This window comes from Micromonospora sp. L31, from assembly GCF_052068075.1.
GTDB lineage: Bacteria > Actinomycetota > Actinomycetes > Mycobacteriales > Micromonosporaceae > Micromonospora > Micromonospora purpureochromogenes.
The window spans coordinates 117,817-141,296 of sequence record NZ_JBQHDC010000007.1; the positions used below are offsets into that span (position 1 = coordinate 117,817).

General features: G+C 73.0%; 22 protein-coding genes. 9 read left to right on the forward strand and 13 right to left on the reverse strand.

Annotated elements, in window-relative coordinates:
* Nucleotides 1-53: 53 nt before the first annotated feature.
* Complete coding sequence (locus ACTMS9_RS20375) at nt 54-662, forward strand: IclR family transcriptional regulator (protein WP_441142598.1); 609 nt, start codon at nt 54-56, stop codon at nt 660-662.
* 210 nt (nt 663-872) lie between these two features.
* Nucleotides 873-1,910 carry an endonuclease domain-containing protein gene (locus ACTMS9_RS20380; protein WP_441165705.1) on the forward strand — a complete coding sequence of 346 codons (1,038 nt, stop codon included), beginning with the start codon at nt 873-875 and terminating at the stop codon, nt 1,908-1,910.
* Between the two features lie 147 nt (nt 1,911-2,057).
* Here ACTMS9_RS20380 and ACTMS9_RS20385 read toward each other — a convergent pair whose 3' ends face one another.
* The 3 genes from ACTMS9_RS20385 to ACTMS9_RS20395 all read right to left on the reverse strand — a co-directional run bounded on the left by ACTMS9_RS20385 (nt 2,058) and on the right by ACTMS9_RS20395 (nt 5,489).
* Nucleotides 2,058-3,737 (reverse strand): S8 family serine peptidase, encoded by a 1,680-nt coding sequence (locus ACTMS9_RS20385; RefSeq protein WP_441165706.1) that lies wholly within the window; start codon nt 3,735-3,737, stop codon nt 2,058-2,060.
* 86 nt (nt 3,738-3,823) lie between these two features.
* Nucleotides 3,824-4,516, reverse strand: a complete 693-nt coding sequence (locus ACTMS9_RS20390; protein WP_441142029.1) for an HAD family hydrolase — start codon at nt 4,514-4,516, stop codon at nt 3,824-3,826.
* A 13-nt stretch (nt 4,517-4,529) separates the two neighbouring features.
* Nucleotides 4,530-5,489 carry an EamA family transporter gene (locus tag ACTMS9_RS20395; protein WP_441142028.1) on the reverse strand — a complete coding sequence of 320 codons (960 nt, stop codon included), beginning with the start codon at nt 5,487-5,489 and terminating at the stop codon, nt 4,530-4,532.
* An 82-nt stretch (nt 5,490-5,571) separates the two neighbouring features.
* On the opposite strand from ACTMS9_RS20395, the gene ACTMS9_RS20400 reads away from it, so the two are divergent.
* The gene (locus tag ACTMS9_RS20400; RefSeq protein ID WP_357909340.1) at nt 5,572-6,117 is read left to right on the forward strand and encodes a CGNR zinc finger domain-containing protein; all 546 of its coding nucleotides are present in this window, start codon (nt 5,572-5,574) and stop codon (nt 6,115-6,117) included.
* On the opposite strand, the gene ACTMS9_RS20405 is transcribed toward ACTMS9_RS20400, so the two are convergent.
* The 3 genes from ACTMS9_RS20405 to ACTMS9_RS20415 form a co-directional block, all read right to left on the reverse strand.
* Complete coding sequence (locus ACTMS9_RS20405; protein WP_441142027.1) at nt 6,077-6,649, reverse strand: GNAT family N-acetyltransferase; 573 nt, start codon at nt 6,647-6,649, stop codon at nt 6,077-6,079. The two genes, ACTMS9_RS20400 and ACTMS9_RS20405, sit on opposite strands and share 41 nt — an antisense overlap.
* A gap of 160 nt (nt 6,650-6,809) precedes the next feature.
* The gene (locus tag ACTMS9_RS20410) at nt 6,810-6,992 is read right to left on the reverse strand and encodes a DUF397 domain-containing protein (protein WP_441165707.1); all 183 of its coding nucleotides are present in this window, start codon (nt 6,990-6,992) and stop codon (nt 6,810-6,812) included.
* The gene (locus ACTMS9_RS20415) at nt 6,983-7,795 is read right to left on the reverse strand and encodes a helix-turn-helix domain-containing protein (RefSeq protein WP_441165708.1); all 813 of its coding nucleotides are present in this window, start codon (nt 7,793-7,795) and stop codon (nt 6,983-6,985) included. Before ACTMS9_RS20415 ends, ACTMS9_RS20410 begins: the two co-directional genes overlap by 10 nt.
* A gap of 424 nt (nt 7,796-8,219) precedes the next feature.
* Between ACTMS9_RS20415 and ACTMS9_RS20420 the strand changes: the two genes are divergently transcribed.
* Nucleotides 8,220-8,498: a hypothetical protein gene (locus tag ACTMS9_RS20420; RefSeq protein ID WP_441142024.1), complete on the forward strand. Its 279-nt coding sequence runs from the start codon at nt 8,220-8,222 to the stop codon at nt 8,496-8,498.
* Between the two features lie 80 nt (nt 8,499-8,578).
* Here ACTMS9_RS20420 and ACTMS9_RS20425 read toward each other — a convergent pair whose 3' ends face one another.
* Entirely contained in the window at nt 8,579-9,988 is a 1,410-nt protein-coding gene (locus tag ACTMS9_RS20425; RefSeq protein ID WP_441165709.1) for a class II fumarate hydratase, read from the reverse strand.
* 44 nt (nt 9,989-10,032) lie between these two features.
* The gene (locus tag ACTMS9_RS20430; RefSeq protein ID WP_441142022.1) at nt 10,033-10,785 is read right to left on the reverse strand and encodes a tetratricopeptide repeat protein; all 753 of its coding nucleotides are present in this window, start codon (nt 10,783-10,785) and stop codon (nt 10,033-10,035) included.
* 282 nt (nt 10,786-11,067) lie between these two features.
* Between ACTMS9_RS20430 and ACTMS9_RS20435 the strand changes: the two genes are divergently transcribed.
* Nucleotides 11,068-13,467 (forward strand): DNRLRE domain-containing protein, encoded by a 2,400-nt coding sequence (locus ACTMS9_RS20435; protein WP_441165710.1) that lies wholly within the window; start codon nt 11,068-11,070, stop codon nt 13,465-13,467.
* A gap of 66 nt (nt 13,468-13,533) precedes the next feature.
* On the opposite strand, the gene ACTMS9_RS20440 is transcribed toward ACTMS9_RS20435, so the two are convergent.
* From ACTMS9_RS20440 to ACTMS9_RS20450, 3 genes are all read right to left on the reverse strand, one after another.
* A complete protein-coding gene (locus ACTMS9_RS20440) occupies nt 13,534-15,201 on the reverse strand; it encodes a fumarate hydratase (RefSeq protein ID WP_441142020.1) in 1,668 nt (555 codons plus the stop codon).
* 91 nt (nt 15,202-15,292) lie between these two features.
* Nucleotides 15,293-16,699, reverse strand: a complete 1,407-nt coding sequence (locus ACTMS9_RS20445) for a hypothetical protein (RefSeq protein ID WP_441165792.1) — start codon at nt 16,697-16,699, stop codon at nt 15,293-15,295.
* A 157-nt stretch (nt 16,700-16,856) separates the two neighbouring features.
* Nucleotides 16,857-17,348 carry an Lrp/AsnC family transcriptional regulator gene (locus tag ACTMS9_RS20450; protein WP_154941420.1) on the reverse strand — a complete coding sequence of 164 codons (492 nt, stop codon included), beginning with the start codon at nt 17,346-17,348 and terminating at the stop codon, nt 16,857-16,859.
* 146 nt (nt 17,349-17,494) lie between these two features.
* Between ACTMS9_RS20450 and hppD the strand changes: the two genes are divergently transcribed.
* The 4 genes from hppD to hisC are packed head-to-tail and all read left to right on the forward strand — an operon-like array spanning nt 17,495 to nt 21,466.
* Nucleotides 17,495-18,700 carry a 4-hydroxyphenylpyruvate dioxygenase gene (hppD, locus tag ACTMS9_RS20455; RefSeq protein ID WP_154941418.1) on the forward strand — a complete coding sequence of 402 codons (1,206 nt, stop codon included), beginning with the start codon at nt 17,495-17,497 and terminating at the stop codon, nt 18,698-18,700.
* A gap of 11 nt (nt 18,701-18,711) precedes the next feature.
* Nucleotides 18,712-19,422, forward strand: a complete 711-nt coding sequence (locus ACTMS9_RS20460) for an RDD family protein (RefSeq protein ID WP_441142019.1) — start codon at nt 18,712-18,714, stop codon at nt 19,420-19,422.
* A complete protein-coding gene (locus ACTMS9_RS20465; RefSeq protein ID WP_441142018.1) occupies nt 19,419-20,366 on the forward strand; it encodes an RDD family protein in 948 nt (315 codons plus the stop codon). Before ACTMS9_RS20460 ends, ACTMS9_RS20465 begins: the two co-directional genes overlap by 4 nt.
* Nucleotides 20,363-21,466, forward strand: coding sequence for a histidinol-phosphate transaminase (gene hisC, locus ACTMS9_RS20470; RefSeq protein ID WP_441142017.1), 1,104 nt, complete (start codon nt 20,363-20,365; stop codon nt 21,464-21,466). The genes ACTMS9_RS20465 and hisC overlap by 4 nt, the downstream gene beginning before the upstream one ends.
* Nucleotides 21,467-21,568: 102 nt before the next feature.
* Here hisC and ACTMS9_RS20475 read toward each other — a convergent pair whose 3' ends face one another.
* Together ACTMS9_RS20475 and ACTMS9_RS20480 are read right to left on the reverse strand one after the other, a co-directional pair.
* On the reverse strand, nt 21,569-22,807 hold the full coding sequence (locus tag ACTMS9_RS20475; RefSeq protein ID WP_441165711.1) for an outer membrane protein assembly factor BamB family protein: 1,239 nt from the start codon (nt 22,805-22,807) through the stop codon (nt 21,569-21,571).
* A 76-nt stretch (nt 22,808-22,883) separates the two neighbouring features.
* Entirely contained in the window at nt 22,884-23,366 is a 483-nt protein-coding gene (locus ACTMS9_RS20480) for an SRPBCC family protein (RefSeq protein ID WP_088959981.1), read from the reverse strand.
* Nucleotides 23,367-23,480 lie beyond the last annotated feature (114 nt).

The following is a 23,480-nucleotide window of genomic DNA, read 5'->3' on the forward strand; positions in this document are numbered from 1 at the left end:
ACCGGACGGCGGGCGGCGAGGCGGCGGGCCGGCCCGGGGAGACGGCGCAGACCCTGGACCGGGGCCTGCGGCTGCTGCACCTGGTGGCCGACGCTCCCGCCGGGCTGACCGTGACCGAGGCGGCGAACCGGTTGGGCATCGGCCGGGCGGCCGTCTACCGGCTGGTCGGGGCGCTGACCGGGCACGGGATGCTGCGCCGGGACGGCGACGGCCGGCTGCGCCTCGGGGCCGGCGTGCTGCACCTGGCCCGTCGGGCCCAGCCGCTGCTCGCCGAGGGGGCGCTGCCGGCGCTGCGCCGGCTGGCCGAGCAGGCCGGCGCGACCGCGCACCTCACCGTGGTCGAGGGCGGCGAGGGGGTGGCGCTGGCGGTGGTCGAGCCGAGCTGGACGTCGTTCCATGTGGCGTACCGGACCGGTGCCCGGCACCCGCTGGAGCGCGGGGCGGCCGGCCTGGCCATCCTCGCCGGCCGGTCGGGAGTGGCCGACCCCGTGAGCACCGTCGGGGAACTCCAACCCGGGGCGTACGGGGTGGCGGCGCCGGTGCTGGGGGTGCCGGGCCTGGAGGCGAGCGTCGGGGTGGTGGCGCTGGCCCCGCTGGACGCTGACACCGTCGGCGCGCAGGTGCTCGCCGCCGCCCAGTCGATCGCCGCCGCCCTCTCCTGACCTGCCCCCCTTGGTCGCTCCCCGTTTGCGGCGAGTCGGGGTGTCCCAGAGCGTCGACACGCCAACACGCCGCAAATCGAGTGGATCAAGCACGCGGCGCCCATAGCAGAGCCGGCCTGCCGGCGGGCTTTCTCCACAGGGCGGCCAGAGTGGCGGCGCGTTGTCCACAGGGGCGTCGGGAAGCGGATCCCGGTCCCCACGCTAGTCGGCATGCCTCCTCTCGCACACCGGCCGCGCCTGCTGGCCTGGCAGGTCTTCCGTGGCTCCGACGCGGTCCGGCACGGGGTGCTGAGCCCCGACCAGTTGCGCAGCTCCGCGTGGGTACGACTGCGTCACGACGTCTACGCCGACGCTCGCCTCGAACGGGACCACGGGTTGGCCTGCCGAGCAGTGTCCTTGCGGATGCCCGCCGGGACGGTGCTCGCCGGGCCGTCGGCGGCCTACCTGCACGGCGTCGAGCACGCGGCGGGATTCGCCGACGACGTGCACGTCCTCGCCCCATGGGCGACGAGCGTCCGTAGTCAGCGCGGCGTGCGGGTCCACACGACGCTGGCGCCACGACGGGCGGGCGATACCGTCGCGTCGGGCCGACTCGGGCGACGACTCACGCCGGGTGCGGTGGTCGGCGGCCCGCCCATGCTCGGTGCGGTGGTCGGCGGTCCGCCCACGCCGCGCGGTGGCCTCCCGCCGAGCGGCCCACCGTTCTTCCGCGCGACCGACATGTCGCCCTGGTCGCATCCGGCTGTCGCCGCCTGGGAGACGGGCGCCTGGCTGGATCCGGTGCGGGCGGTGGGCATCGTCGACTCGTTGCTCGCCAGCGGGCTGACCGACCCCGACGCCCTCGCCGAGGTGGCTGAGCGCTTCGCCGACCGCCCCGGTGGTCGACGGGCCCGCCGAGTGTTCGACCTGGCCGACCCGGGAGCGCAGTCGCCGCCGGAGTCCCACCTTCGGGTACGCCTGGTCCTCGCCGGCCTGCCCCGGCCGGTCACCCAGCACCCGGTCCGGTCGCCGTCCGGCCTGGTGCTGCATCCCGACCTGGCCTGGCCGGAGTTCCGGGTGGCGGTGGAGTACGACGGCCAGTGGCACGCCGACCCCGACCAACTGCACCGCGACCGACAACGCCTCAACCAGTTGGTGGCCGCCGGCTGGATCGTGCTGCACGTTACCGCCCGCCGCCTCCGCAACGACTTCGCGGCGCTCCTCCGCGAGATCCGAACCGCCCTCGCCGCCCAGGGCTGGCGGCGATGACCGCCCCCGTTTGCGGCGTGTCGCACCTTCCGCCCACCAGGACACCCCGACACGCCGCAAACGGGGGGCGGAGAAAGGCGGCCCAGGAGACGGGGACGGCGGAGGGCCCGGGCGACGGCAGTCGCCCGGGCCCTCCCTGGAGCTGCGTTACGGCTGGACGTGCGGCTTGAGCGGGCTCTTCACCGCGGCGTACGCGTCGACGACGCCGTACCCGTAGAAGCCGTTGAAGTTCAGCGAGCCGGTGCAGTACGCGTCGAACTCGGCCGAACGGCCCTCGTTGGTGTAGGTCTGCAGGCGCGGCTCGGGGCAGGCGTGCTCGGCGGCGGTCCGGTAGAGGTGCCGCTCCACCAGGTCCGGCGCCAGGCCGAAGCCGTTGCGGCCCTGCTTCTTGCCGAACTTGCTGACGATCAGGCCGGCGATGCCGCTGACGTGCGGCGACGCCATCGAGGTGCCCTGCAGGTAGGTGTAGTACCCGCACTCACCGTCGGTCGTGCACTGCTTGAAGACCGAGTTCTCGAAACCGGCGACGATGTTGCCGTCCTCGTCGACCGACCCCTCCTCCTGGAGCACCTTCTTCGGGTACGTGGAGAGGATCATGTTGGCGTCGGTGCGGTAGGTGTCGGTGCCGAAGCCGTCCCGGAACCAGCCACCCGGCGCGGAGACGGAGATCTGCTCGGTGCCGTAGTTGGAGTAGTCGGCCTTCTTGCCGGACGGGCCGAGGGCGGACACGCCGATCACGTGCGGCCCCTCGACCGGGAGGTCCCAGCAGCTGTTGTTGTCGATCGGCCGCGGGTACGGGGTGGAACCGTAGTCCGGGCTGGAGACGTCGGTCCGGGGCGCACCGAGGTCCTCGTGGTTGTTGCCGAGCGAGCCGACCAGGGTCACGCCCTTGCGGTGGGCGTAGTCCAGGGCCCGGGTCATGGCCTTGATGATCGCCCGCTGCTCGGCCTGCGCCTCCGGCGAGTCGGCCGGGTTGGCGGTGCAGTTGTAGAGCCACGGGTCGACGTAGAAGGACATGTTCACCACGTCGATGCCGGCCTTACCGGCGTACACCAGGGCGTTGACCACCGGGTCGAGGAAGAAGTAGCCGGAGTCCTGGCCGCCCTTGAGCTCGACCAGCGAGACCTTCGGGGCGACACCGGAGAGGCCGAAGCCGTTCGCCGCGGCGCCGATCGTCCCGGCGACGTGGGTGCCGTGCCCGCCGTCGTCGGTGCCGACCGGGTCGAGGCAGCTCGCCACCTCGCAGGCGCCGTCGACGTCCGTCTTGTCCGGCGCGAAGTTGCGCGACAGCGACCAGTTGAAGTTCGGCGCGAGGTCCGGCTGGCTGGCGTCGACGCCCGTGTCCAGGATGCCGACGGTCACCCGACGGTCACCCGGCTCGATCTTCCGGGCCTGGTCGGCCCGGATCATGTCGAGACCCCAGAGCTTGTCGTCCAGCGGGTCGAGCTTCTTGCCGTGCCCCTTGGCGACTCCCTTGGCCTGGGTGAGCAGGTGTTCCTGCTCGACCCGGTCCAGCTTGGGCTTGCGGCCGATGGCCTTCTGCTCGGCGGCGCCGATCAGCTCGCCGGCGGCGGTCGCCCGGCTGGCGAAGTCGGCCCGGTCGCTGGTCACCTGGAACAGGCCGACGTCGTCGGTACGGGACACCACGGTCCCGCCCGCCGACCGGATGGCGGCGATGGCCGCGTCCGCCGAGACGCCGTCCTCGGCGACCACGGTGAAGGTCCGGGTGCTGGTCGGCTCGGCGTTGGCCGGGGCCACCAGTCCGGTCACCGTGAGTGCCAGGGTCGCCGCGGTCGCGACGGCCCCGGCGGTGAAGCGCTTGCTCACCACATCAGATCCTCTCGTTGAGGGACGTGGCAGCCATCAGACAACACCGATGCGGGTTGCGCCAGACGGCCGTCCGGAATGGACGCTTATCCGGCTTTGACCGGCTGGAGGGCGGCCAGCGCGGCCGGGAGCGCGCCCAGGCCGGTGATCTCGGCGTCGGGTCGTACCCCCGGCGGGCAGGGCAGGCCGAGCCGGTTGAGCCAGATCCCGCGCAGGCCGGCGCGCTGCGGGCCGACCACGTCGTGGGCGGGCGAGTCTCCGACGTACGCGATCTGCTCCGCCGGCACGCCGGCGGCCTCGATGACCGCCGCGTAGAACCCGGGGTCGGGCTTCTTCGGCAGGCCGTCGTCGTGCGCGTACCGCTCGAAGGCGAACTCGCCGGCGAGCCCGCAGCGTTCGGCGCGGCTGTTGCCGTTGGTGGCGTAGCCCAGCCGGAACCGGCCGCGCAGCATGGCCAGCGCGGGAAGCACGTCGGCGTAGGGCCGGGTCAGCGCGAACCGCCGGGCGAAGAAGCGCGCCGCCAGTTCGTCGAGGCGGTCCACCAGGCCGGCCCGCGCCAGCGAGCGGGCCAGCGCGGCCCGCCGGATCTCCTGCACCGGGGCGGCGCTCATCGCACCGAAGACCGCACCCCAGTCCGACTCCAGGTCCGCGAGCGACACCTCGGCCGCCGCCGGGGTCAGCCGCCGCATTTCCTCGAGTACGGCCACCAGGCCGCCGGTGACCGCCGGGCGCAGGTCGAGCAGGGTCTCGTCGGCGTCGAACACCAGCACGGTCAGCACGGCACCGACCATCTCACGTCAGGGCGGGTTCCTCGGCCGGGGTCTCCGACCGTTCCACCCGGTCGCCGCGCAGCTCGTCGAGGCGGACCAGCGCCACCCCGGCGACGATCAGCGCGCCGCCGAGCAGTTGCACCACGGTGGGCAGTTCGCCCAGCACCAGCCAGGCGATGAGCACCGCGAACATCACCTCGGTGAGCCCGACGAAGGACGACAGCCGGGCGCCGAGGATCCGGGTCGCCGCGATACCGGCCTGGTACGCGATCACCGCGGCGACCAGCGACAGCCCGACGATCGGGACCAGCCAGCTGGTGCGCTGCCCGGCGAACTCGACGTCGCCGAAGGTGGCCCGCAGCGGCAGCACCCCGACCAGCCCGAGCAGGGCGAGGACCGCGGCGCCGATCGCCATGCCGCCGCTGGCCATGGCGACCGACGGCAGCGCGGGGTCGACCCGGGCGGCGAGCACGAAGTAGCCGGCCAGCCCCACCCCGGCCCCGAGCCCCCAGAGCACACCCACCGGGTCGAGGCGGCCGGTGCCGGTCACGTCGAGCACGAAGGCCAGGCCGGCCAGCGCGGCGACCGAGCCGACCACGGTGAGCCGTCGGGGACGCTGCCCGTGCACCAGCCACATCCAGGCCACCACCAGGATGATGCCGAGGTACTCCAGCAGCAGGGCCACGCCGACCGGCAGGTAGCGGACGGCGTTGAAGAAGCACGCCTGGGCGGTGGCGACGCCGAGCAGGCCGAAGACGCTCACCGGGCCGAGGGTGCGACGCAGCACGGCGCCCTTGCCGCGCAGCGACAGCACGGCCGGCACCGCGAGCACCAGGGCGGCGATCCCGACCCGGGCGACGACGACCGCCTCGGCCGACCAGCCGGCGTCGATCAGGGAGCGGGCGAAGGTGCCCGAGGTGGCGAAGGTGACGGCTGACAGCAGGGCCAGCCCCAGGCCGGCGCCGGCGGATCGTTCGTGCATCGGGCTCTCCTCGCCGGTAGTTGTCATGACCGAACAACGCCTATGCTGGTGACGCTAACGGCCGACTCTGACAGGAGTCAAGTTGCTTTTTGCCCATGACACCGAATGTGGGTTGATCGCCGCGACCGCCCTGGTCAACACCGACGACCCCGAGGACGAAGGGCTCCCCGACGTCGCGGCGCTGGACCGGTTCGTCGTCACCTACGGCTGGACCGGCCGGCACGAACACACCGAGGCCGAGCTGCGGGCGGTACGCGACCTGCGCCCCCGGCTGCGCCGGATCTGGCACGCCGACGTCGACGAGATCGTCGCCGTCGTCAACGAACTGCTCCGGGAGTCCCACGCGCTGCCGCAGCTCATCCGGCACGACGACGAGCCGTACCACCTGCACGCGGTGCCCCGGGACGCGCCGCTGGCCACCCGGATGGCGGTCGAGGCGGCGATGGCCCTGGCCGACCTGGTCCGCGCCGGCGAGCTGGGCCGGCTGCGGATCTGCGCCCACCCGGACTGCGAGAACGTGCTGGTCGACCTGTCGAAGAACCGGTCCCGCCGGTTCTGCGAGGCGGGCTGCGGCAACCGGGCCGCGGTCAGCGCGTACCGGGCGCGGAAGGCGGCCACTCGCTCCTGAGCAGCTCGTACTCCACCTCGCCGTGCTCGGTCCCCGGGGCCGGGTCGTCGAAGTGCAGGTGGAAGGTGCGCACGTACCGCAGGCCGGACTTCGCCATCACCTGCCGGGAGCGGGTGTTCACCGCCATCGTCTCGGCCCAGATGCGCCGGACGTCCAGCTCGATGAAGGCGTACCGGATCAACGCCCGGGAACCCTCGGTGGCCAGGCCGCGCCCCCACGCGCCACGGCGCAGCCGGTAGCCCAGCTCCGCCTCCTTACCGTCGTCGGACGGGTCGAGCGCGAACCAGCCCAGGAAGTCGTCGCTCTCCCGGTCCTCCGCGGCCCAACGCCCCAGCCCGGGGTGCTCGTCGTACTGGCGCAGCAGCCGGGGCAACTGCTCGTCGCGCACGGTGGCGCGCGGGGTCGGCCGGCCACCGGTCAGGAAGCGCATGACCTCCGGGTCACTGTCCAGCTCGACGAGGTGGTCCACGTCGTCGGGGGTGAACCGGCGCAGCCGCAGCCGCTCGGTCTCCAGCAGCACGTCAGCGGTCATGCCGGGATGATGCCGCGCCCCACCCGAACCGGTCGACCGATATCCCGCGCCGCCGCGTAGCCAGTCCCATGATCGGGTCGCGATTTCCGAGAAGACACGCCGCGCCGGGTGGCGGAAGTTGCTACCCGATCATGGGCAGCCCGACCGGCGCAGGGTCACCTCAGCGCGGCGGCGCGGCCACGAAGACCCGCCACGCGTACGGGTCGAAGGTGAGCACCGGACCAGCCGGATCCTTGCTGTCCCGCACCCCGACGACGCCCGGCAGATTCGTCGACACCTCGACACACTGGGTCGCCTGATCGCTCTTGGTGCTCTTTCGCCATCGGGCACCGGTCAGTTCCATGACTCGGCTATCTCCCTCAACAGCTCGATCGACTCCTGCTGCGGCAGGGCCGCTCCCAGGCTAACTTCCCAGACTTGTTGGAGCCGCCGCAGATCGGCCGGCTGGTGCAGCTCCTCACCACGACCCTGTCCACTGATGACGCCCAGTTCGCTCCCATCGGGCATCGAGGCCAGGATGAAGGGTCCACCTAGTCCGGGATACTCGCCTGCGGAGCGTGGCACGAGATGCAGCCGGACGTGCGGGTGCTCGGTTGCGATCCGCGCCAGGTGCAGGGCCTGCTCCGACATCGCCTTGTGGCCGCCCACGCAGCGGCGCAGCACGGTCTCGTCGAGCACCGCCACCAGCTTGATCGTCCGCTCGCCGCCCAGACAGCCCTGGCTGTCCATCCGCTCGGCGAGCCGCCGTTCCACCTCGTCCTGGCTGAGCAGGTCGCCAGCCTCGAAGACCGCTCGTGCGTAGCCGTCGGTCTGGAGGAGGCCCGGCACATAGCGCGGTTCGTACCATCGCATCACCTGCGCTTCGGCGAGAATCGCGCGCCAACCGCGTAGCCACACCTGCGCCTTGTCCAGGCTGACCAGTTCGGTGAGCATCCGGCCGAAGAGGCCACCCGTATCCAGGGCCTTGTCGACCAGTTCGAGGTACTTGGCCGTGGGTTGCTGCTGGCCCAGCTCGACCGCGCTCACCATCGACGCCGAGTAACTGACCGCCTTGGCCAACTCGTCCTGGCTCCAGCCTCGACGCATCCGCGCCCGGCGCAGCTCGGCGACCAGGAAGGCAGTCGCCGTCATCCGCCCGTCCGCCATCCCAGCCGCCCTCCAGCGCCCCGATGATCGACTCCAGCGCCGCGCCAGCCGGCCGGGACCGAAGCACACGGCACCTCTCGGAACGGGCGCAAACCCCTCCGAACGTAGTGGGTTCATCACCAGACTGTGAAGAGCGACACCGCGCGGCCAACCCTCCGGCAGCGCCGGTGTCGTGTGGGACCGCCCGCTCCCCCGGCCGGGCGGTCCCACCGACCGGGGGAGACGACGCAGCCGTTTCAGCCTCGTAGGGAGTCCACATGCCCCGGTCCGCCTGGCAACCCTGGTCCTCGCGTACGCCTCTGCCGGCGGAGGGGCCGGCACCAGACCCGGCCGGCCGGCTCACGCCAACCTCGTCCCGGCGGCTCGTCTCCGCGTCGTCCGGGCGGCACACCCCGGGGTCGTCCGGGCGGCCCGGCCACGGCCCGTGGTGAGCGGCGCGGCCCACCCGCATCTGCCGCTGCGCCCGCTCTGGATCTGCCGGACCTGCGCCGCGCCGTGGCCCTGCGCGACGGCCCGGCTCGCCCTCATCGCCGAGTACGCCCACGACCGGGTCGGGCTCAGCGTCTACCTCTGCGCGGTGCTGCACGACGCGGCCGCCGACCTGTACCGACTCCACCCGCACGACGGACCGGACCCGGCGGCCCTCTTCGGACGCTTCCTCGCCTGGGTCCCCCGTGGCCAGGCGACGCCGGAAGACCGCTGATCCACTCCGTTCGCGGCGTATCGCGGTGTCCCACCGCCAGGACACCGCAACACGCCGCAAACGGGGTCAGGGGTCAGGGGTCAGGGGTGGGTCATGCGGAGGAGGTCGAGGGCCTCGTCGAGCTGGGTCTCGCTGAGCTTGCCGGAGTCCACGTGGCCCCGCGCGATCACCACCTCGCGGATCGAGATCTGCTTCGCCAGCGCCTCCTTCGCGATCGAGGCGGCCTCGTCGTACCCGAGGTGGCGGTTGAGCGGGGTGACGATCGACGGCGACCCCGCCGCGTACGCCAGGCAGACCTCGGCGTCCGCGACCAGACCGACCACCAGCCGGTCGGCGAAGAGCCGGCTCGACGCGGCCAGCAGCCGGATCGACTCCAGCAGGTTGCGGCCCATCACCGGGAGCATCACGTTCAGCTCGAAGTCGCCCTGGGAGCCGGCGAAGGCGACCGTCGCATCGTTGCCGATCACCTGCGCGCAGACCTGCCGCATCGCCTCGGCGACCACCGGGTTCACCTTGCCCGGCATGATCGACGAGCCGGGCTGGAGGTCGGGGATGCGCAGCTCGCGCAGGCCGGCGCGGGGGCCGGAACCCATCCAGCGGATGTCGTTGGCCATCTTGTAGAGCCCGACGGCGACGGTACGCAGCTGCCCGGAGGTCTCCACCAGCGCGTCCCGGGCGCCCTGCGCCTCGAAGTGGTTGCGCGCCTCGGTCAGCGGCAGTCCCGTGGAGGCGCGCAGCTTCTCGATCACCTTCGCGGCGAAGCCGAGCGGGGTGTTGATGCCGGTGCCCACGGCGGTGCCGCCCAGCGGCAGCTCGGCCAGCCGGGGCAGCGCCCCCTCCAGCCGCTCCACGCCGTAGCGGACCTGCGCGGCGTACCCGCCGAACTCCTGCCCGAGGGTGACCGGCGTGGCGTCCATCAGGTGGGTACGGCCGGCCTTGACCACCGTCTCGAACTCCGCCGCCTTCTCCTCCAGCGCGCCGGCCAGGTGCTTCAGCGCGGGCAGCAGGTCCTCGACCACGGCCTGAGTGGCGGCCAGGTGGATGGAGGACGGAAAGACGTCGTTGCTGGACTGCGAGGCGTTGACGTCATCGTTCGGGTGCACGTCCCGGCCCAGCTCGCGGCCGGCCAGGGTGGCGATCACCTCGTTGGTGTTCATGTTGGACGAGGTGCCCGAGCCGGTCTGGAACACGTCGATCGGGAACTGGTCGTCGTACCCGCCGTCGGCCACGTGGGCGGCGGCGGCGGCGATCGCGGTGGCGACGTCCGCGCCGATCACGCCCAGCTCCCCGTTGACCTGCGCGGCGGCACCCTTGATCTGGGCCAGGGCCTTGATCTGGGCCGGCTCGATGCCGCGCCCCGAGATCGGGAAGTTCTGCACCGCGCGCTGGGTCTGCGCCCGCCACAGCGCCTCGGCGGGCACCTCCACCTCGCCCATCGAGTCGCGTTCGATCCGGTAACCCGCTGCCTCTGGAGTCGTCACGCGTACCATCCTGCCGCGCTGGTCGGCGGCCCGCAGGGAAAGCGGGTCGGGCTTCAGCCCAGCTCGGCCAGCAGCTCCGCGGTCGGCTGCTGATCGGGTGACTCGATCTGACGGAACAGCGCCAGCGCCCGGCTGGCGTACGTCCGCGCCTGGGCCCGGTCGGTGCCGCGCAGGCAGCGGGCCATCCCGTCCAGGGCCCGCGCCTGCTCGTAGCGGGCGGCGAGCCGGGTGGCATCGGCGAGTACCCGGCGGTGCAGGTCGAGCGCGCTGGCGACGTCACCCTGGTCGAGCAGTGCCCGGGCCAGCAGGTTGCGCGAGCCGCACTGCCCGATCCGGTCGCCGACCTCCATCATGAGGACCAGCGCCTCCCGGTGAAGGGCGGCAGCCGCGTCCGGCCGGCCGGCCCGGCGCTCGGTCAGCCCGATCTCGTTGAGCATCTCCCCCTCACCGAACCGGTTGCCGGCACTCCGCTTGAGGCGGAGACCCAGCCGCAGCAGCCGGTGGGCCGGCTCCCCGTGCCCCAGCCGTTGGCGGATCATCCCGAGGTGGGCGATCGCGTGCGCCACCTGGCGCGCGTCGCCGACCTGGCGCGCCAGTGACAGGTGCCGGCGGCTGACCCGCAACGCCTCGTCGTACCGCCCCGCCAAGAAGTGGGCGAAGGCCAGGTTGTTGAGCAGGTGGCTCAGTTGACCCAGTTCGTCTGGTCCCTGGTACATGGCCTTGGCGGCCTGGTAGCACGCCAGCCCTTGTCGGATGTCCCCGTTGGCGGTGTGGGAGGTCGCGAGATTGCCCAGAGTGTTCCGCACCTCGTGGTGCAATCCGAGGCGCCGCCAGAGGTCCAGCGCATCCGACGGGGGCGGTGCGCCCGCCCGGGGTGGAACATCCGGGCGGGCGCACCGATGTCGATGACGACCGGCGAGTCCTGGCCCGCGCCCGCAGCGAATCGCCCCTCCGCGGTCCCTCACAACGGTCGATGCGGGCTGACCGAAAGTCGGGCGCGCCCCGGACACTCACCTACTTAAGATCATGCAAATCTCTCCACTCTCCTCGGAGGCTTCACCTTGCAGTTCAACGGGGGTTCCCCCGGCGTGTCCACGGCACGCCGGCGGCGCGTATCGCGCCGGTTTCTCAGCACGGGCCTCGCGGCCCTGCTCACCACCACGGGCGCGCTGGCGGCGACCGGGCAGCCGGCCGCCGCCGGTTTCACCCGCTGGGTCACGCCGACCAGCGCCAGCTACACCGACGTCCACCAGCCGACGCGGGCCTTCCCGGTCGCCGCGGGCGAGGCCCTGCCGGTCGGCACCTGGGAGGCCGACGGTGACAAGCACACCTCCCGGGCCTACTTCAGCTTCGACCTCACGCCGTACCTGGGCAAGGAGATCATTAGCGCCGAACTCCAGACCGGCGAGACGTCGGTCGACGACTGCACGAAGCCGCGCGAGCTGGAGCTGTGGCGTACGGACACCCCGGCGGACGCGCCGACCTGGGCGGACGCCCCGGCGGTGCGGGAGAAGGTCGGCAACCTGGGCGCCACGGCGACCCGCTGCCCGGCGGGCTACCTGGAGATGCTGGTCACCGCGGCGGTGCAGCGGGCGGTCGACGAGGGGCGGGACTCGCTCACCCTGATGGCCCGGGTCGCCGGGGACCACGAGGAGGGCAAGCACTTCGGCCGGCGGATCGAGCAGCCGGGCATCTCGCTCAACGCGAACGCCGCGCCGGACGTGCCGGGCAAGCTCACCGTCTCCGGTCTGGCCTGCGCAGAGGGGCTGCGGATCGGCACCACCACGCCGACCTTCTCCGCCGAGGTGACCGACCCCGACAGGACCGACGGCTTCGCGGGCGACCAGGTCACCGCCACGTTCGCCTGGTGGCCGGTCGACCACCCGGAGCAGCGGACCGAGTGGACCTCGTACTCGAGGTACGCGCCCGCCCGCTTCACGTACTCGGTCCAGCCGGGGCTGATGGTCGACGGCGGCACGTACGCCTTCGCGGTCAAGGCCGCCGACGAGCGCGCCGCCTCCGGCTGGTCGCCGGAGTGCCGGTTCACCGTCGACACGAAGGTCCCGCCGGTGCCCACGGTCACCTCGACCGACTACCCCTCCGGCTGGAACTGGCCCGGGCACGGCGGGGTCGGCATCCCCGGCCGGTTCACCTTCACCGCCAAGGCCGACGACCTCGCGGGCTTCCGCTACGGCTTCTGGGGCGCGACCACGTATGTCGCCGCCGACGGGCCGGGCACGGCGACCGTCTCGATCACCCCGGAGCGGGACGGGCCGACCCGGCTGTACGTGCAGACCGTGGACAGGACCGGCAACCGTTCCCCCGACACCGTCTACGAGTTCGTCGTGCGCAACACCGCGCCGACGGTCACCGACGGCAACCCGGACGGGCGGCTGGGTCAAGCCCGCACATTCACCTTCGCGCCGAACATGACGGACGTGGTGGAGTACGTCTGGCAGCTCAACGACGGGCCGGAGCACACGGTGACCGCCGACGGCGAGGGTCGGGCCACGGCCTCGGTGACCCCGACCACCGCGTGGAACACCCTGCACGTCCGCAGCCGCACCGGAGGCGGGCTGGTCTCCGGCGACGCCGCAGTCAACTTCTACGTCCGGACCGAGCCGCTGGTCAGCTCGGCGCAGTGGCCGCTGGACGGCTCGGTCGGCGCACCGGTCGGCACGAAGGGCAGTTTCGTCCTCAAGCCCGGGATGGACGGCGTGACCGAGTACGTCTACTCGTTCAACTGGGGTGAGCAGAAGACCGTGCCGGCGGGCGAGGACGGCTCCGCGACGCTCAGCTACACCCCGGAGTCGGCGTACTACCACTCCATGCAGGTGTTCAGCCGGACCGCGGACGGCGTCGAGTCGGCAACCGCCGATCTGTCGTTCGAGGTGGCCTCGCGTGCCCCGGTCGCCGAGTCCACCGTCTACCCGCGCAACGCGACCGGGGGCGGCCCGGGTGTGCCCGGCACCTTCACCTTCCGCCCGCACCCGGACAGCGCCGGGATCACGTCGTACGTCTACACCTTCCGCGGCGAGCCGGAGCGGACCGTCGAGGCGGGACCGGACGGCACGGCCACCATCCAGTGGACGCCGAGCAGCCTCGACGAGATGTGGGGCGGTTGGATGGAGCTTCAGGTGCGGGCCCGGACGGCGGACGGGGTGACCACCGACCCGGACTTCTACTCGTTCCAGGTGGACCCGCTGAGCCCGATGGTCTCCTCGGACGTCTTCGTCTGGGGCGGCAGCGCAACGGTCGGCCAGACCGGTGACTTCCTCTTCACCGCCCAGCTCCCCGGCACCACCGAGTTCGTCTACTCCTTCGACGGGGGGCCGGAGCGCACCGTGCCGGCCGACGCGGCGGGCACGGCCCGGGTCACCTGGACCGCCGAGTCGGCGTACAGCCATGACCTGACCGTGCGCAGCCGCACCGCGAGCGGGGTGACCTCCGGCTCGGCCTACTACAGCATCTGGATCGACCAGGGCTGACCGGCGGCACGACGAAGGGGCGCCGGGTGGGATCCCACCCGGCGCCCCTTTCGCGTACGTCGAAGCTCAGCGGCGACCGACGGTCAGCACCGGCTTGGTGACCTCGGCGAAGAAGTCGTTGCCCTTGTCGTCGACCACGATGAACGCCGGGAAGTCCTCGACCTGGATCTTCCAGACCGCCTCCATGCCCAGCTCCGGGTATTCGAGCACCTCGACGTGCTTGATGCAGTCCTGGGCGAGCCGGGCCGCCGGGCCGCCGATCGAGCCGAGGTAGAAGCCGCCGTGCTGCTGGCAGGAGCGGGTGACCTGGGCCGAGCGGTTGCCCTTGGCGAGCATCACCTGGGAGCCGCCGGCGGCCTGGAACTTCTCCACGTAGGCGTCCATCCGGCCGGCGGTGGTCGGGCCGAACGAGCCGGAGGCGTAGCCCTCCGGGGTCTTTGCCGGGCCGGCGTAGTAGACAGCGTGGTCGCGCAGGTACTGCGGCATCGGCTCGCCCGCGTCCAGCCGCTCGGCGATCTTCGCGTGGGCGATGTCCCGGGCGACGACCAGCGGGCCGGTCAGCGACAGCCGGGTCTTCACCGGGTACTTCGCCAGCTCGGCGCGGATCTCGTCCATCGGCCGGTTGAGGTCGACCTTGACGACCATCTCGGCGTCCAGCGTCTCATCGGTGACGTCGGGCAGGAACCGGGCCGGGTCGGTCTCCAGCCGCTCCAGCCAGACCCCGGACGGCGTGATCTTGGCGACCGCCTGTCGGTCGGCGGAGCAGGAGACGGCGATCGCCACCGGGCAGGAGGCGCCGTGCCGGGGCAGCCGGACGACCCGCACGTCGTGGCAGAAGTACCGGCCGCCGAACTGCGCGCCGATGCCGAAGTTGCGGGTCAGCTCCAGCACCTCCGCCTCCAGCTCCAGGTCACGGAAGCCGTGCGCGGTCATCGAGCCGGCGGTGGGCAGCGCGTCGAGGTACTTGGCCGAGGCGTACTTGGCGGTCTTCAGGGCGTACTCGGCGGAGGTGCCGCCGATGACGATGGCCAGGTGGTACGGCGGGCAGGCCGCGGTGCCGATGAGCCGCAGCTTCTCCTCCAGGAACTGCATCATCCGCGTCGGATTCAACAGCGCCTTGGTCTCCTGGTAGAGGTAGGACTTGTTGGCCGAGCCGCCGCCCTTGGCCATGAAGAGGAACTTGTAGGCGTCCGGGTGCCCGTCCGGGTCCTCGGCGTAGAGCTCCACCTGGGCCGGCAGGTTGCTGCCGGTGTTCCGCTCGTCCCACATGGTCAGCGGGGCGAGCTGCGAGTAGCGCAGGTTGAGCCGGGTGTACGCCTGGTAGACACCGCGCGAGATCGCCTCGGCGTCGGCGCCGTCGGTGAGCACGTGCCGGCCGCGCTTGCCCATCACGATCGCGGTGCCGGTGTCCTGGCACATCGGTAGCACGCCGCCGGCGGCGATGTTGGCGTTGCGCAGCAGGTCGAGCGCGACGAACCGGTCGTTCGGCGAGGCGGCCGGGTCGTCGATGATCGACCGGAGCTGGGCCAGGTGCGCGGGGCGCAGGAAGTGGGCGATGTCGTGCATCGCCTCGGCGGTCAGCGCGGTCAGCGCGGCCGGCTCCACGGTGAGGAAACGACGGCCACCCGGGCCGTTGACGACATCGACGCCCTCGTCGGTGACCAGGCGGTACTCCGTCTGGTCCGGACCGGTCGGCAGCAAGGGGGCGTACGAGAACGCGGCGGCACTGCTCATGACGGGAAAGCCTAGGGCAGACCGGTCGATCGGTGGCACCCGCCGGGTGCGTCGTGGGATGCCGCTCTCACCCGGGGCGGGCCCGCCGCGCTCACTTGTCCTCGTCACCCGGGTCGGGGCAGAGTTCCCGCTTCGGCCCGCAGTCCGGCTGGTCCCCGGGGCCGCCCCCGGTGGCCGGGCCGGGGGAGCTCCCGGTGTCGGGGTCGGGCACACCCTCACCGTCGGGCGGCGGCTCGGCGCCACCACCGCCGAACCGGACGTACCCGATCTCCCGCCCCTCCCCGATGATCATGCCGTTCGGCCCGACCGCCAGCGCGTTGGCGCTGGTCCGCAGCACCACCAGTTCCCGACCGGTCCGCGGGTCGAGCGCGACCAGCCGGTTCGGCTTCTCCTGGGTGACGATCGCCGCGTACGGGGTGAGCGCCGCGCCCGCCCGGTCGCCGGCGGGACGGTTCCAGCGGACCCGGTCGACGCCCAGTTCCCGGCCGACGACGGTGTCCTTGTCGGCGGTGCGCACCAGCGCGTACCGGTCGTCGACGGCGAGCAGCTTCTCGCCCTCCGCGTCGACGAGCAGCAGCCGCCCGTCGTACCCGTCGATGACCGCCTCCCGGCCGTCCGGCGCCACGCCGATCAGCACGTTCCGCGCGCCCTGCGGGTCCTCCCGCTGCACGCAGCCGGCGCTGTCGGCGGTGCGCAGGTTGACCCCGGCCTTTCGCCACGCCTCCTGGCCGGTGGCCGGGTCGCGGGCGGAGATGACGTACTGGCAGGTGCCGTCCCGGGAGACGGCGCTGATCCGCAGCATCCGGCCGCCGATCACGGCGAGCCGCTCGTCCCGCCCCGGCTCGACGTTCTGCACCACCCGCCCGGTGGCGGTGTCCACCACGTGCACCCGGCCGTCGACCGGGAAGCCGAGCAGCGGCGGCACCGACTCGGGGCCGGCCACCCCGCCGTCGATCCGGGGCGCGGTGAGCCGGCGGGTGCCGAGCAGGTTGGGGTTGTCGGCGAACAGGCCGGTGCTGACCCCGGGCAGGAACGCCGTCCAGAGTGGTCGGGTGCCGCGCGGGTCCCAGGCGGTCAGGGTGCAGTCGGTCGGCTCGACGCAGTGCGCGTCGAGCAGCATGTTCCGGTACGTCCAGACGGCCACCGCGTCGTCGTCGCGCCGGCGCACCACCCCGGTCGTCGGGTCGAGCAGTTCGTACCCCTTGACCAGCAGCTTGCCCACGGCTACCACCGGGTCCCGGGTCCCGCCGGCCACCGCCGCCCAGTCCGCCTTGCGCTCCCACAGTTGGGTGCCGGTGGCCAGGCTGCGCGCCTCGACCCGGGTCCGCTGCTCGATGACGACGGTGTCCCCGGCGATGGTCACGCTCTTCGGGGTGCCGCCGATGCGCTGCTGCCAGACCACGTCCGGGTCGGAGATCGGCTGCCGCCGGTCGACCCAGTCCCAGATCGCGGGGAACGGGTTCCAGACCCCGGTGGCGGCGAGCACGACCACGGTGATGAGCCCCAGCAGCAACCAGCCGCGTACGCCAAGGCCCTTCACACCGCACACGGTAGCGACGATCACCGAACTCCCCCGGCCCCGCGCCGGAGTGTCGCCGCCCTTTCTGCGCGTTGGCGCCGGGCGCCGGGGCTGTCCGGCGCGGGAGCGCGGGGCGTCAGCGGGGCGCGGCGGCGGAGCGGACCAGGGGCAGGACGCGGTACGGGATCTGCTCGGCCAGCGCGATGATCGTGGAGGCGCGGCGGATGCCCTCGTACGAGACGATCTGGTCGATCACCCGCTGGAGGTCGGTGTTGGACCTGGCGACGATCCGGCAGAGCAGGTCGCTGGAGCCGGTGATGGTGTGCGCCTCCAGCACCTCGGGGATGGCCGCCAGGTGGGCGGTGACCGCGTCGTGGCCGTGCCGCTGGCTGATCTCCAGGGTGACGAAGCTGGTCACCCCGAAGCCGATCGCGGCCGGCGAGACGTCCGGCCCGAAGCCGCCGATCACCCGCCGCTCGACCAGCTTGTCCAGCCGGGCCTGGACGGTGCCCCGGGCCACCCCGAGCCGGCGGGAACACTCCAGCACCCCGATCCGCGGCTCGTCGGCGAGCAACTGGATCAACCTGGCGTCCAGTTCGTCGAGCTGTACATCCTGTCCAGCGTTCATGTTTCAACACCCTACCGAATGTGCAGGATGACCAGCCGAAACCGCGACGGTTGCCCAGTGCGCCGGATCACCGCGATCCTCCTGGCAAGAGCACCGGAAACACCGCGGCGGCCCACGAGGCCGGCCGGTACGCAAGGGAGGACACCATGACCCAGGCGATCGACCGACCCCAGTCGACCGAGGAGGTCGACGTCGACGCCCTCGTCGGCGCCGTCGACCACGACATCACCCGGGACCCGTTCCCGGTCAAGGGCCTCGACCACGTGCACTTCCTGGTCGGCAACGCCAAGCAGGCCGCGCACTACTACTCCACCGCCTTCGGCATGACCTGTGTCGCGTACCGGGGGCCGGAGCAGGGCTACCGGGACCACGCCCAGTACGTGCTGACCAGCGGCTCGGCCCGGTTCGTGCTGACCGGCGCGGTCCGCCCGGACGCCGCCGGCGCCGACCACGTCGCGAAGCACAGCGACGGCGTCTCCGACATCGCGCTGGAGGTGCCGGACGTCGACGCCGCGTACGCGCACGCCACCGCCCAGGGCGCGACCGGCCTGGTCGAGCCGCACGACGTCACCGACGAGCACGGCACCGTGCGGATGGCCGCCATCGCCGCCTACGGCGACACCCGGCACACCCTGGTCGACCGGTCCCGCTACACCGGCCCGTTCCTGCCCGGCTTCGTCGCCCGCGGCCCGATCGTGGACCGCCAGCCCATGATCGACGCCGGTATCCAGCCGAAGCGCTTCTTCCAGGCGGTCGACCACGTGGTCGGCAACGTCGAGCTCGGCCGGATGGACGAGTGGGTCGAGTTCTACAAGCGGGTCATGGGCTTCTCGAACATGGCCGAGTTCATCGGCGACGACATCGCCACCGACTACTCGGCGCTGATGAGCAAGGTCGTCGCCAACGGCACCCGCAAGGTGAAGTTCCCGCTCAACGAGCCGGCGATCGCCCGCAAGAAGTCGCAGATCGACGAGTACCTGGAGTTCTACCAGGGCCCGGGCGCCCAGCACATCGCCGTGGCCACCAACGACATCCTGGCCAGCGTCGACGCGATGCGGGCCGCCGGCGTCGAGTTCCTGGACACCCCGGACTCGTACTACGACGACCCGGAGCTGCGCGCCCGGATCGGCGAGGTCCGGGTGCCGATCGAGGAGCTGAAGTCCCGCAAGATCCTGGTCGACCGGGACGAGGACGGCTACCTGCTCCAGATCTTCACCAAGCCGGTGCAGGACCGCCCGACCGTCTTCTTCGAGCTGATCGAGCGGCACGGCTCGCTCGGCTTCGGCAAGGGCAACTTCAAGGCGCTCTTCGAGGCGATCGAGCGGGAGCAGGAAGCGCGCGGCAACCTGTAACACTGTCGAGCGTGACGCAGCCTCCGACGTACCCGACGCCGCCGGCCGGTGGGCCCTCGCCCGCCGCCGGCGGCTTCGCGCCGCCCTCCGGTCCCACCCCCCAGGGGTACGCCGTCCCGCCGCAGCCCGGCCCGTACTCCGGCCTGCCGAGCTATCCGGCGGGACCGCCCGGCGCACCGTTCCAGCCCGGCCTGCCCGGGGTGCCGTTCGCTCCGAGCGGCCAGCCCCTGGCCAGCTTCGGCGACCGGCTGCTGGCGGTGCTGATCGACGGGCTGGTGCTCATGGCGGCCTGCATGGTCGTCATCCTGCCCGCGGTGATCGCCTTCTTCGTCTGGGTGACGCCGGACCTGACCGCCACCGCGCCCGACGGCACCCTGGAGTCGGACCCGTTCACGGACTTCCTGCTGCCCTTCCTGGCCCTGGAAGCCGCGATCTTCCTGTTCGCCCTCGGTGTCACCTACCTGTTCCACGTGGAGATGATGTTCAAGACCGGACAGACGGTCGGCAAGCGCGTGATGAAGCTGCGCGTGGTGCCGATCGACCCGACTCAGCAGCTCGACCGCAAGGCCGCGGCGAAGCGGTGGCTCGTGCACCAGGTCGGCGGGTCGTTCATCCCGGGCTTCAGCTACCTCGACGGCCTCTGGCAGCTCTGGGACAAGCCCTGGCAGCAGTGCCTCCACGACAAGTTCGCCCGCACCGTCGTCGTTAAGGTGTCCGGGTGAGCGTTGAACCAGGCTGGTACGTCGACCCCGCCGAGCCCACCACCAGGCGTTGGTGGGACGGCGAGGGTTGGGTCGGCGCGCCCGTCCCGGTCGACGTCACCCCGCCCGAGGGTCCTCCGCCGCCGGAGCCGCCGCCCGCCCCCGAGCCGCCGGCCTCACCCGCCGCGCCGGCCACCGGGTTCCCGGCGCCGCCCGGCCCCGGCGCGGGGGGTGCCGGCGCACCGCACGGCCAGGGCGTCCCGCCCGGCGTCGGGCTGCCGCCCGGCCCGGGCGCGGGCCATCCCCAGGGACCGCCGCCGGGCTGGCCGTACCCCACCTGGCCGGGGCGTCCGCCGGAGCCCCGCCCGCACGGCCTGCCGCTGGCCGGCTACGGCGCCCGACTGGTCGCCCGACTGATCGACCTCGGACTGCTCCTCCTGCTCAACGTGCTGGTCAACGGCTGGTTCGTCTACCGGTACGTCCGCGAGCTCTCGCCCGCCCTCGACGAGGCGTGGCGCCGGGCCACCACGGGCGACACCACCAACGCGCCGCTGCCGGCCCCCGGTGAGCAGGCAGCCGGCCTCCAGATCGCCATCCTGGTGATCGCCACCGCGCTCTGGTTCGCGTACGAGGTGCCGGCGATGGCCGCCGGCGGGCAGACCTTCGGCAAGCGGGTGATGCGGATCCGGGCGGTGCCCGTCGAGGCGGACCAGCCGCTCGGCTTCGGCCGGGCGACCCGCCGGTGGAGCACGTTGGGCATGCCCACCCTGCTCTGGTACTGCTGCGGTTTCGGCCTGCTCCTCCAGCTCGTCGACGCGGTCTCGGTCCTCTTCGACCACCCGCTGCGCCAGGCGCTGCACGACAAGCGCGCCCAGACCGTCGTGGTGCGGCTGCCGCAACCCGGCGGCCCCGCCACCCCCGCCACCCCGCACGACCGTGCCGACTCCCCGGGAGACACCCCATGACCGACACCGGACGTCACCAGCCCGCGCTGCGCCTGACCCGCGCCGACCTGGACGCGCTGCCGAACTACGTGCCCGGTCGCAGCCCCGCCGACCTGGCCCGGGAGCTGGGCCTGCCGGAGGCGATCAAGCTGGCCAGCAACGAGGTGCCGTACGGGCCGTTGCCCGGCGTGGTCGAGGCGGTCACCGAGGCGGTCACCGGCTCGCACCGCTACCCGGACATGGGCGTGGTGGCGCTGCGCCAGGCGCTGGCCGAGCGGTACGGGGTGGACGCCGACCGGATCGCCACCGGCTGCGGTTCGGTGGCGCTGGCCGAGCACCTGGTCCGGGCCACCTGCCTGCCCGGCGACGAGCTGCTCTACTCGTGGCGGTCGTTCGAGGCGTACCCGATCATCGCGGCGACCAGCGGCGCGACCAGCGTGCGGGTGCCCAACGACGCCGGCCACGGCCACGACCTGGCGGCGATGGCCGCGGCGGTGACCGACCGGACCCGGATGGTGCTGGTCTGCAACCCGAACAACCCCACCGGTACGGCCGTGCGCCGGGCGGAGCTGGACCGGTTCCTCGACTCCGTCGGCGAGGACGTGCTGGTCGTCATCGACGAGGCGTACCGCGAGTTCGTCACCGACCCGGAGGTGCCGGACGGCCTGACCTACCTCGACCGGCCGAACGTGGTGGTGCTGCGCACGCTCTCCAAGGCCTGGGGGCTGGCCGGGCTGCGGATCGGCTTCCTGGTCGCCGCCCCGGAGGTGGCCGCGGCCGTACGCAAGGTGGTCACCCCCTTCTCCACCAGCATGGCCGCCCAGGCCGGCGCGCTGGCCGCGCTGGCGCAGGCGGACGAGGTCGAGCGGCGCTGCGCGCTGGTCGTCGCCGAGCGGGACCGGGTCACCGAGGCGCTGCGCAAGCTGGTCCCGGACGTGCCGTCCAGCCAGGCCAACTTCGTCTGGCTGCCGCTGGGCGAGCGGGCGGTGGACTTCGGCAAGGCGTGCGAGGCGCGCGGTGTGATCGTCCGGCCGTTCGCCGGCGACGGGGTCCGGGTCACCATCGGCACCCCGGCCGAGAACGACGCTTTCCTCCTGGCCGCGGAGTCGGCGCTCGCCTGAGCCCGGAACCGGTCCGCCTCCGCCAACCCCGATCGGAGGCGGACCGACACCGGCATGCTATGCAACTTTTGCCGGCTTTTGTCCTATTTGTCGGTCAATCGCTCAGGTCACCGCGAGCACGACCGGCTCGGCCATCAGGAAGTACCCCTGGTCGTCGTCGTCCGGGCGGGCCCGCTCGCGCAACCGTTCCACGGCCACGTAGCCGTCGGCCGCGTACGCCAGCCCCGGCACCCAGCCGATCCCGTCCTGCCCGAGGGTGAGCGGGAAGCGGGACCGCTGCGCCCCGGTCCGCGGGTCCAGGGTGATCAGGTCCCGCTGCCGGCTCAGCACGTGCACCCGGCCGGGCTCGACCGCGATCACCCGCACCTCGCCCAGGTCGCCACGCCGCCACCGCTTCTCTCCGGTGCGCGCGTCCCAGCCGGTCAGCACGCCGTCGGTGACCGCGATGGCGAACTCGCCCGAGAGGATGACGTCGGCGGCGCCCAGGGCCGGCGCGGGACGCGGCTCACCGGGGCCGACCAGCCAGCCCTGGCCGTCCGAGGTGCGCAGGCCCCGGCACTGCGAGCGCGGGGTCAGGCAGCCCAGCGCCGTGACGGCCAGCTCCGGGCCGGCGCCGGGAGGACGCCAGCGGGTGGCCACCGCGCCGGTCGTCGCGTCGCGGAACTCCACGGCCGCCGGGCCGGCACAGGCGTCCACCGACAGGACCTGGCCGGCGGCCGTGGTCCCGAGATCGGTCCGGCAGTCGGCGTCACCGGCGGCCCGCCACAGCTCCCGCCCGTCGGCCAGCGCGTACCCGCGCAGGTCGCCCGCGCCGGAAACCACCAGCGTCGTCCGGCCGCCCGGACCCGACGCGAGGAAGATCCCCCGCGGGTCCCAGACGATGGCCGCGCCGGTGCGCCGGGCCGGGAAGCCCTTCCCCGGCGCCGGGCCGTCGGCCCGCCAGGCCACCTTCCCGGTACGGCCGTCCAGCGCGACGATCTTCCCGTCGGACCAGCGGCTCACCACCGTGGTACCCGCCACCAGCACCCCGTTGAGCTGGGCCGGCCACCGCCGGTACGACCAGAACGGGGTGACCCGGTGCTTGCTGTCGGCCGGCCGGTCGGCGTAGACCTGGCGCTGCGCCGCGTACACCCGGAGCCGACCGTCGACGATCAGCGGCGCGGCGGGCAGTCGACCCACCACCCCGGTCGCCGAAGTGTCCAGGGGCGGCAGGTCGTCCTGGGCGGGCGTGACGACCTCGGCGGGGGCCAGCACCCGGTAGCCGATGGCGCCGACGACCCCGAGGGCGAGCAGCGCCGCGACCGCGACGGTGATCCGTCGCCGGCCCTTCGGGACACCCATGCACACCTCCGCCCGGCACCCTACCGAGGCAGCCCGCCGCCGCCCCGCGCAGGTCGCGGCGGCGGGGTGCGGCGGTTCAGGCGGCCTCGGCGCCGCTGGCACGCCGGGCGGCGGCGGCCAGGTCGGCGAGGTCGCGCCGGATGGCTCCCTCCACCGCCCGCGCGGCCAGCCCGCCGAAGAGCAGCGCGACCACCCGCCCGTACGGGGCGATCGGCACCGCCTGGTGCTCCACGGTCACCGCGGTGCAGCCGCGGCCCCGACGCCGCACGGTGCGCAGCGTCCAGGTGATCCGGTAGTCCACCCCGATGCCAGGGGAGCTGAGCACGAGTCGGTGCGGCGGCCGGGCCTCCAGCACCACGAACTCCTCCGCCTGGTCACCGCCGTCCGGCCTGGTGCGGGTCTCCCGCCAGGCGGTGCCCGGCCCCAACCGGCCCTGGGTCAGCAACTCCACGCCGCCGACGGTGCAGAGCCAGTCGGCCCGGACCGGCAGGTCGACCAGGAGCGCCCACACGTCGTCGGCCCGCGCCTCGATGAACTCGGTGACCGTGACCGTCGACATGACACCTCCCGTGGCGTCCACGGTACGGCGGGTGAGGGCGCCACGGGGGGTCCTGCGGTGGAATTTCCGTCACCGGTGCCCCGGATCGGGGCACCGGTGCGGTCCCGCGGCGCG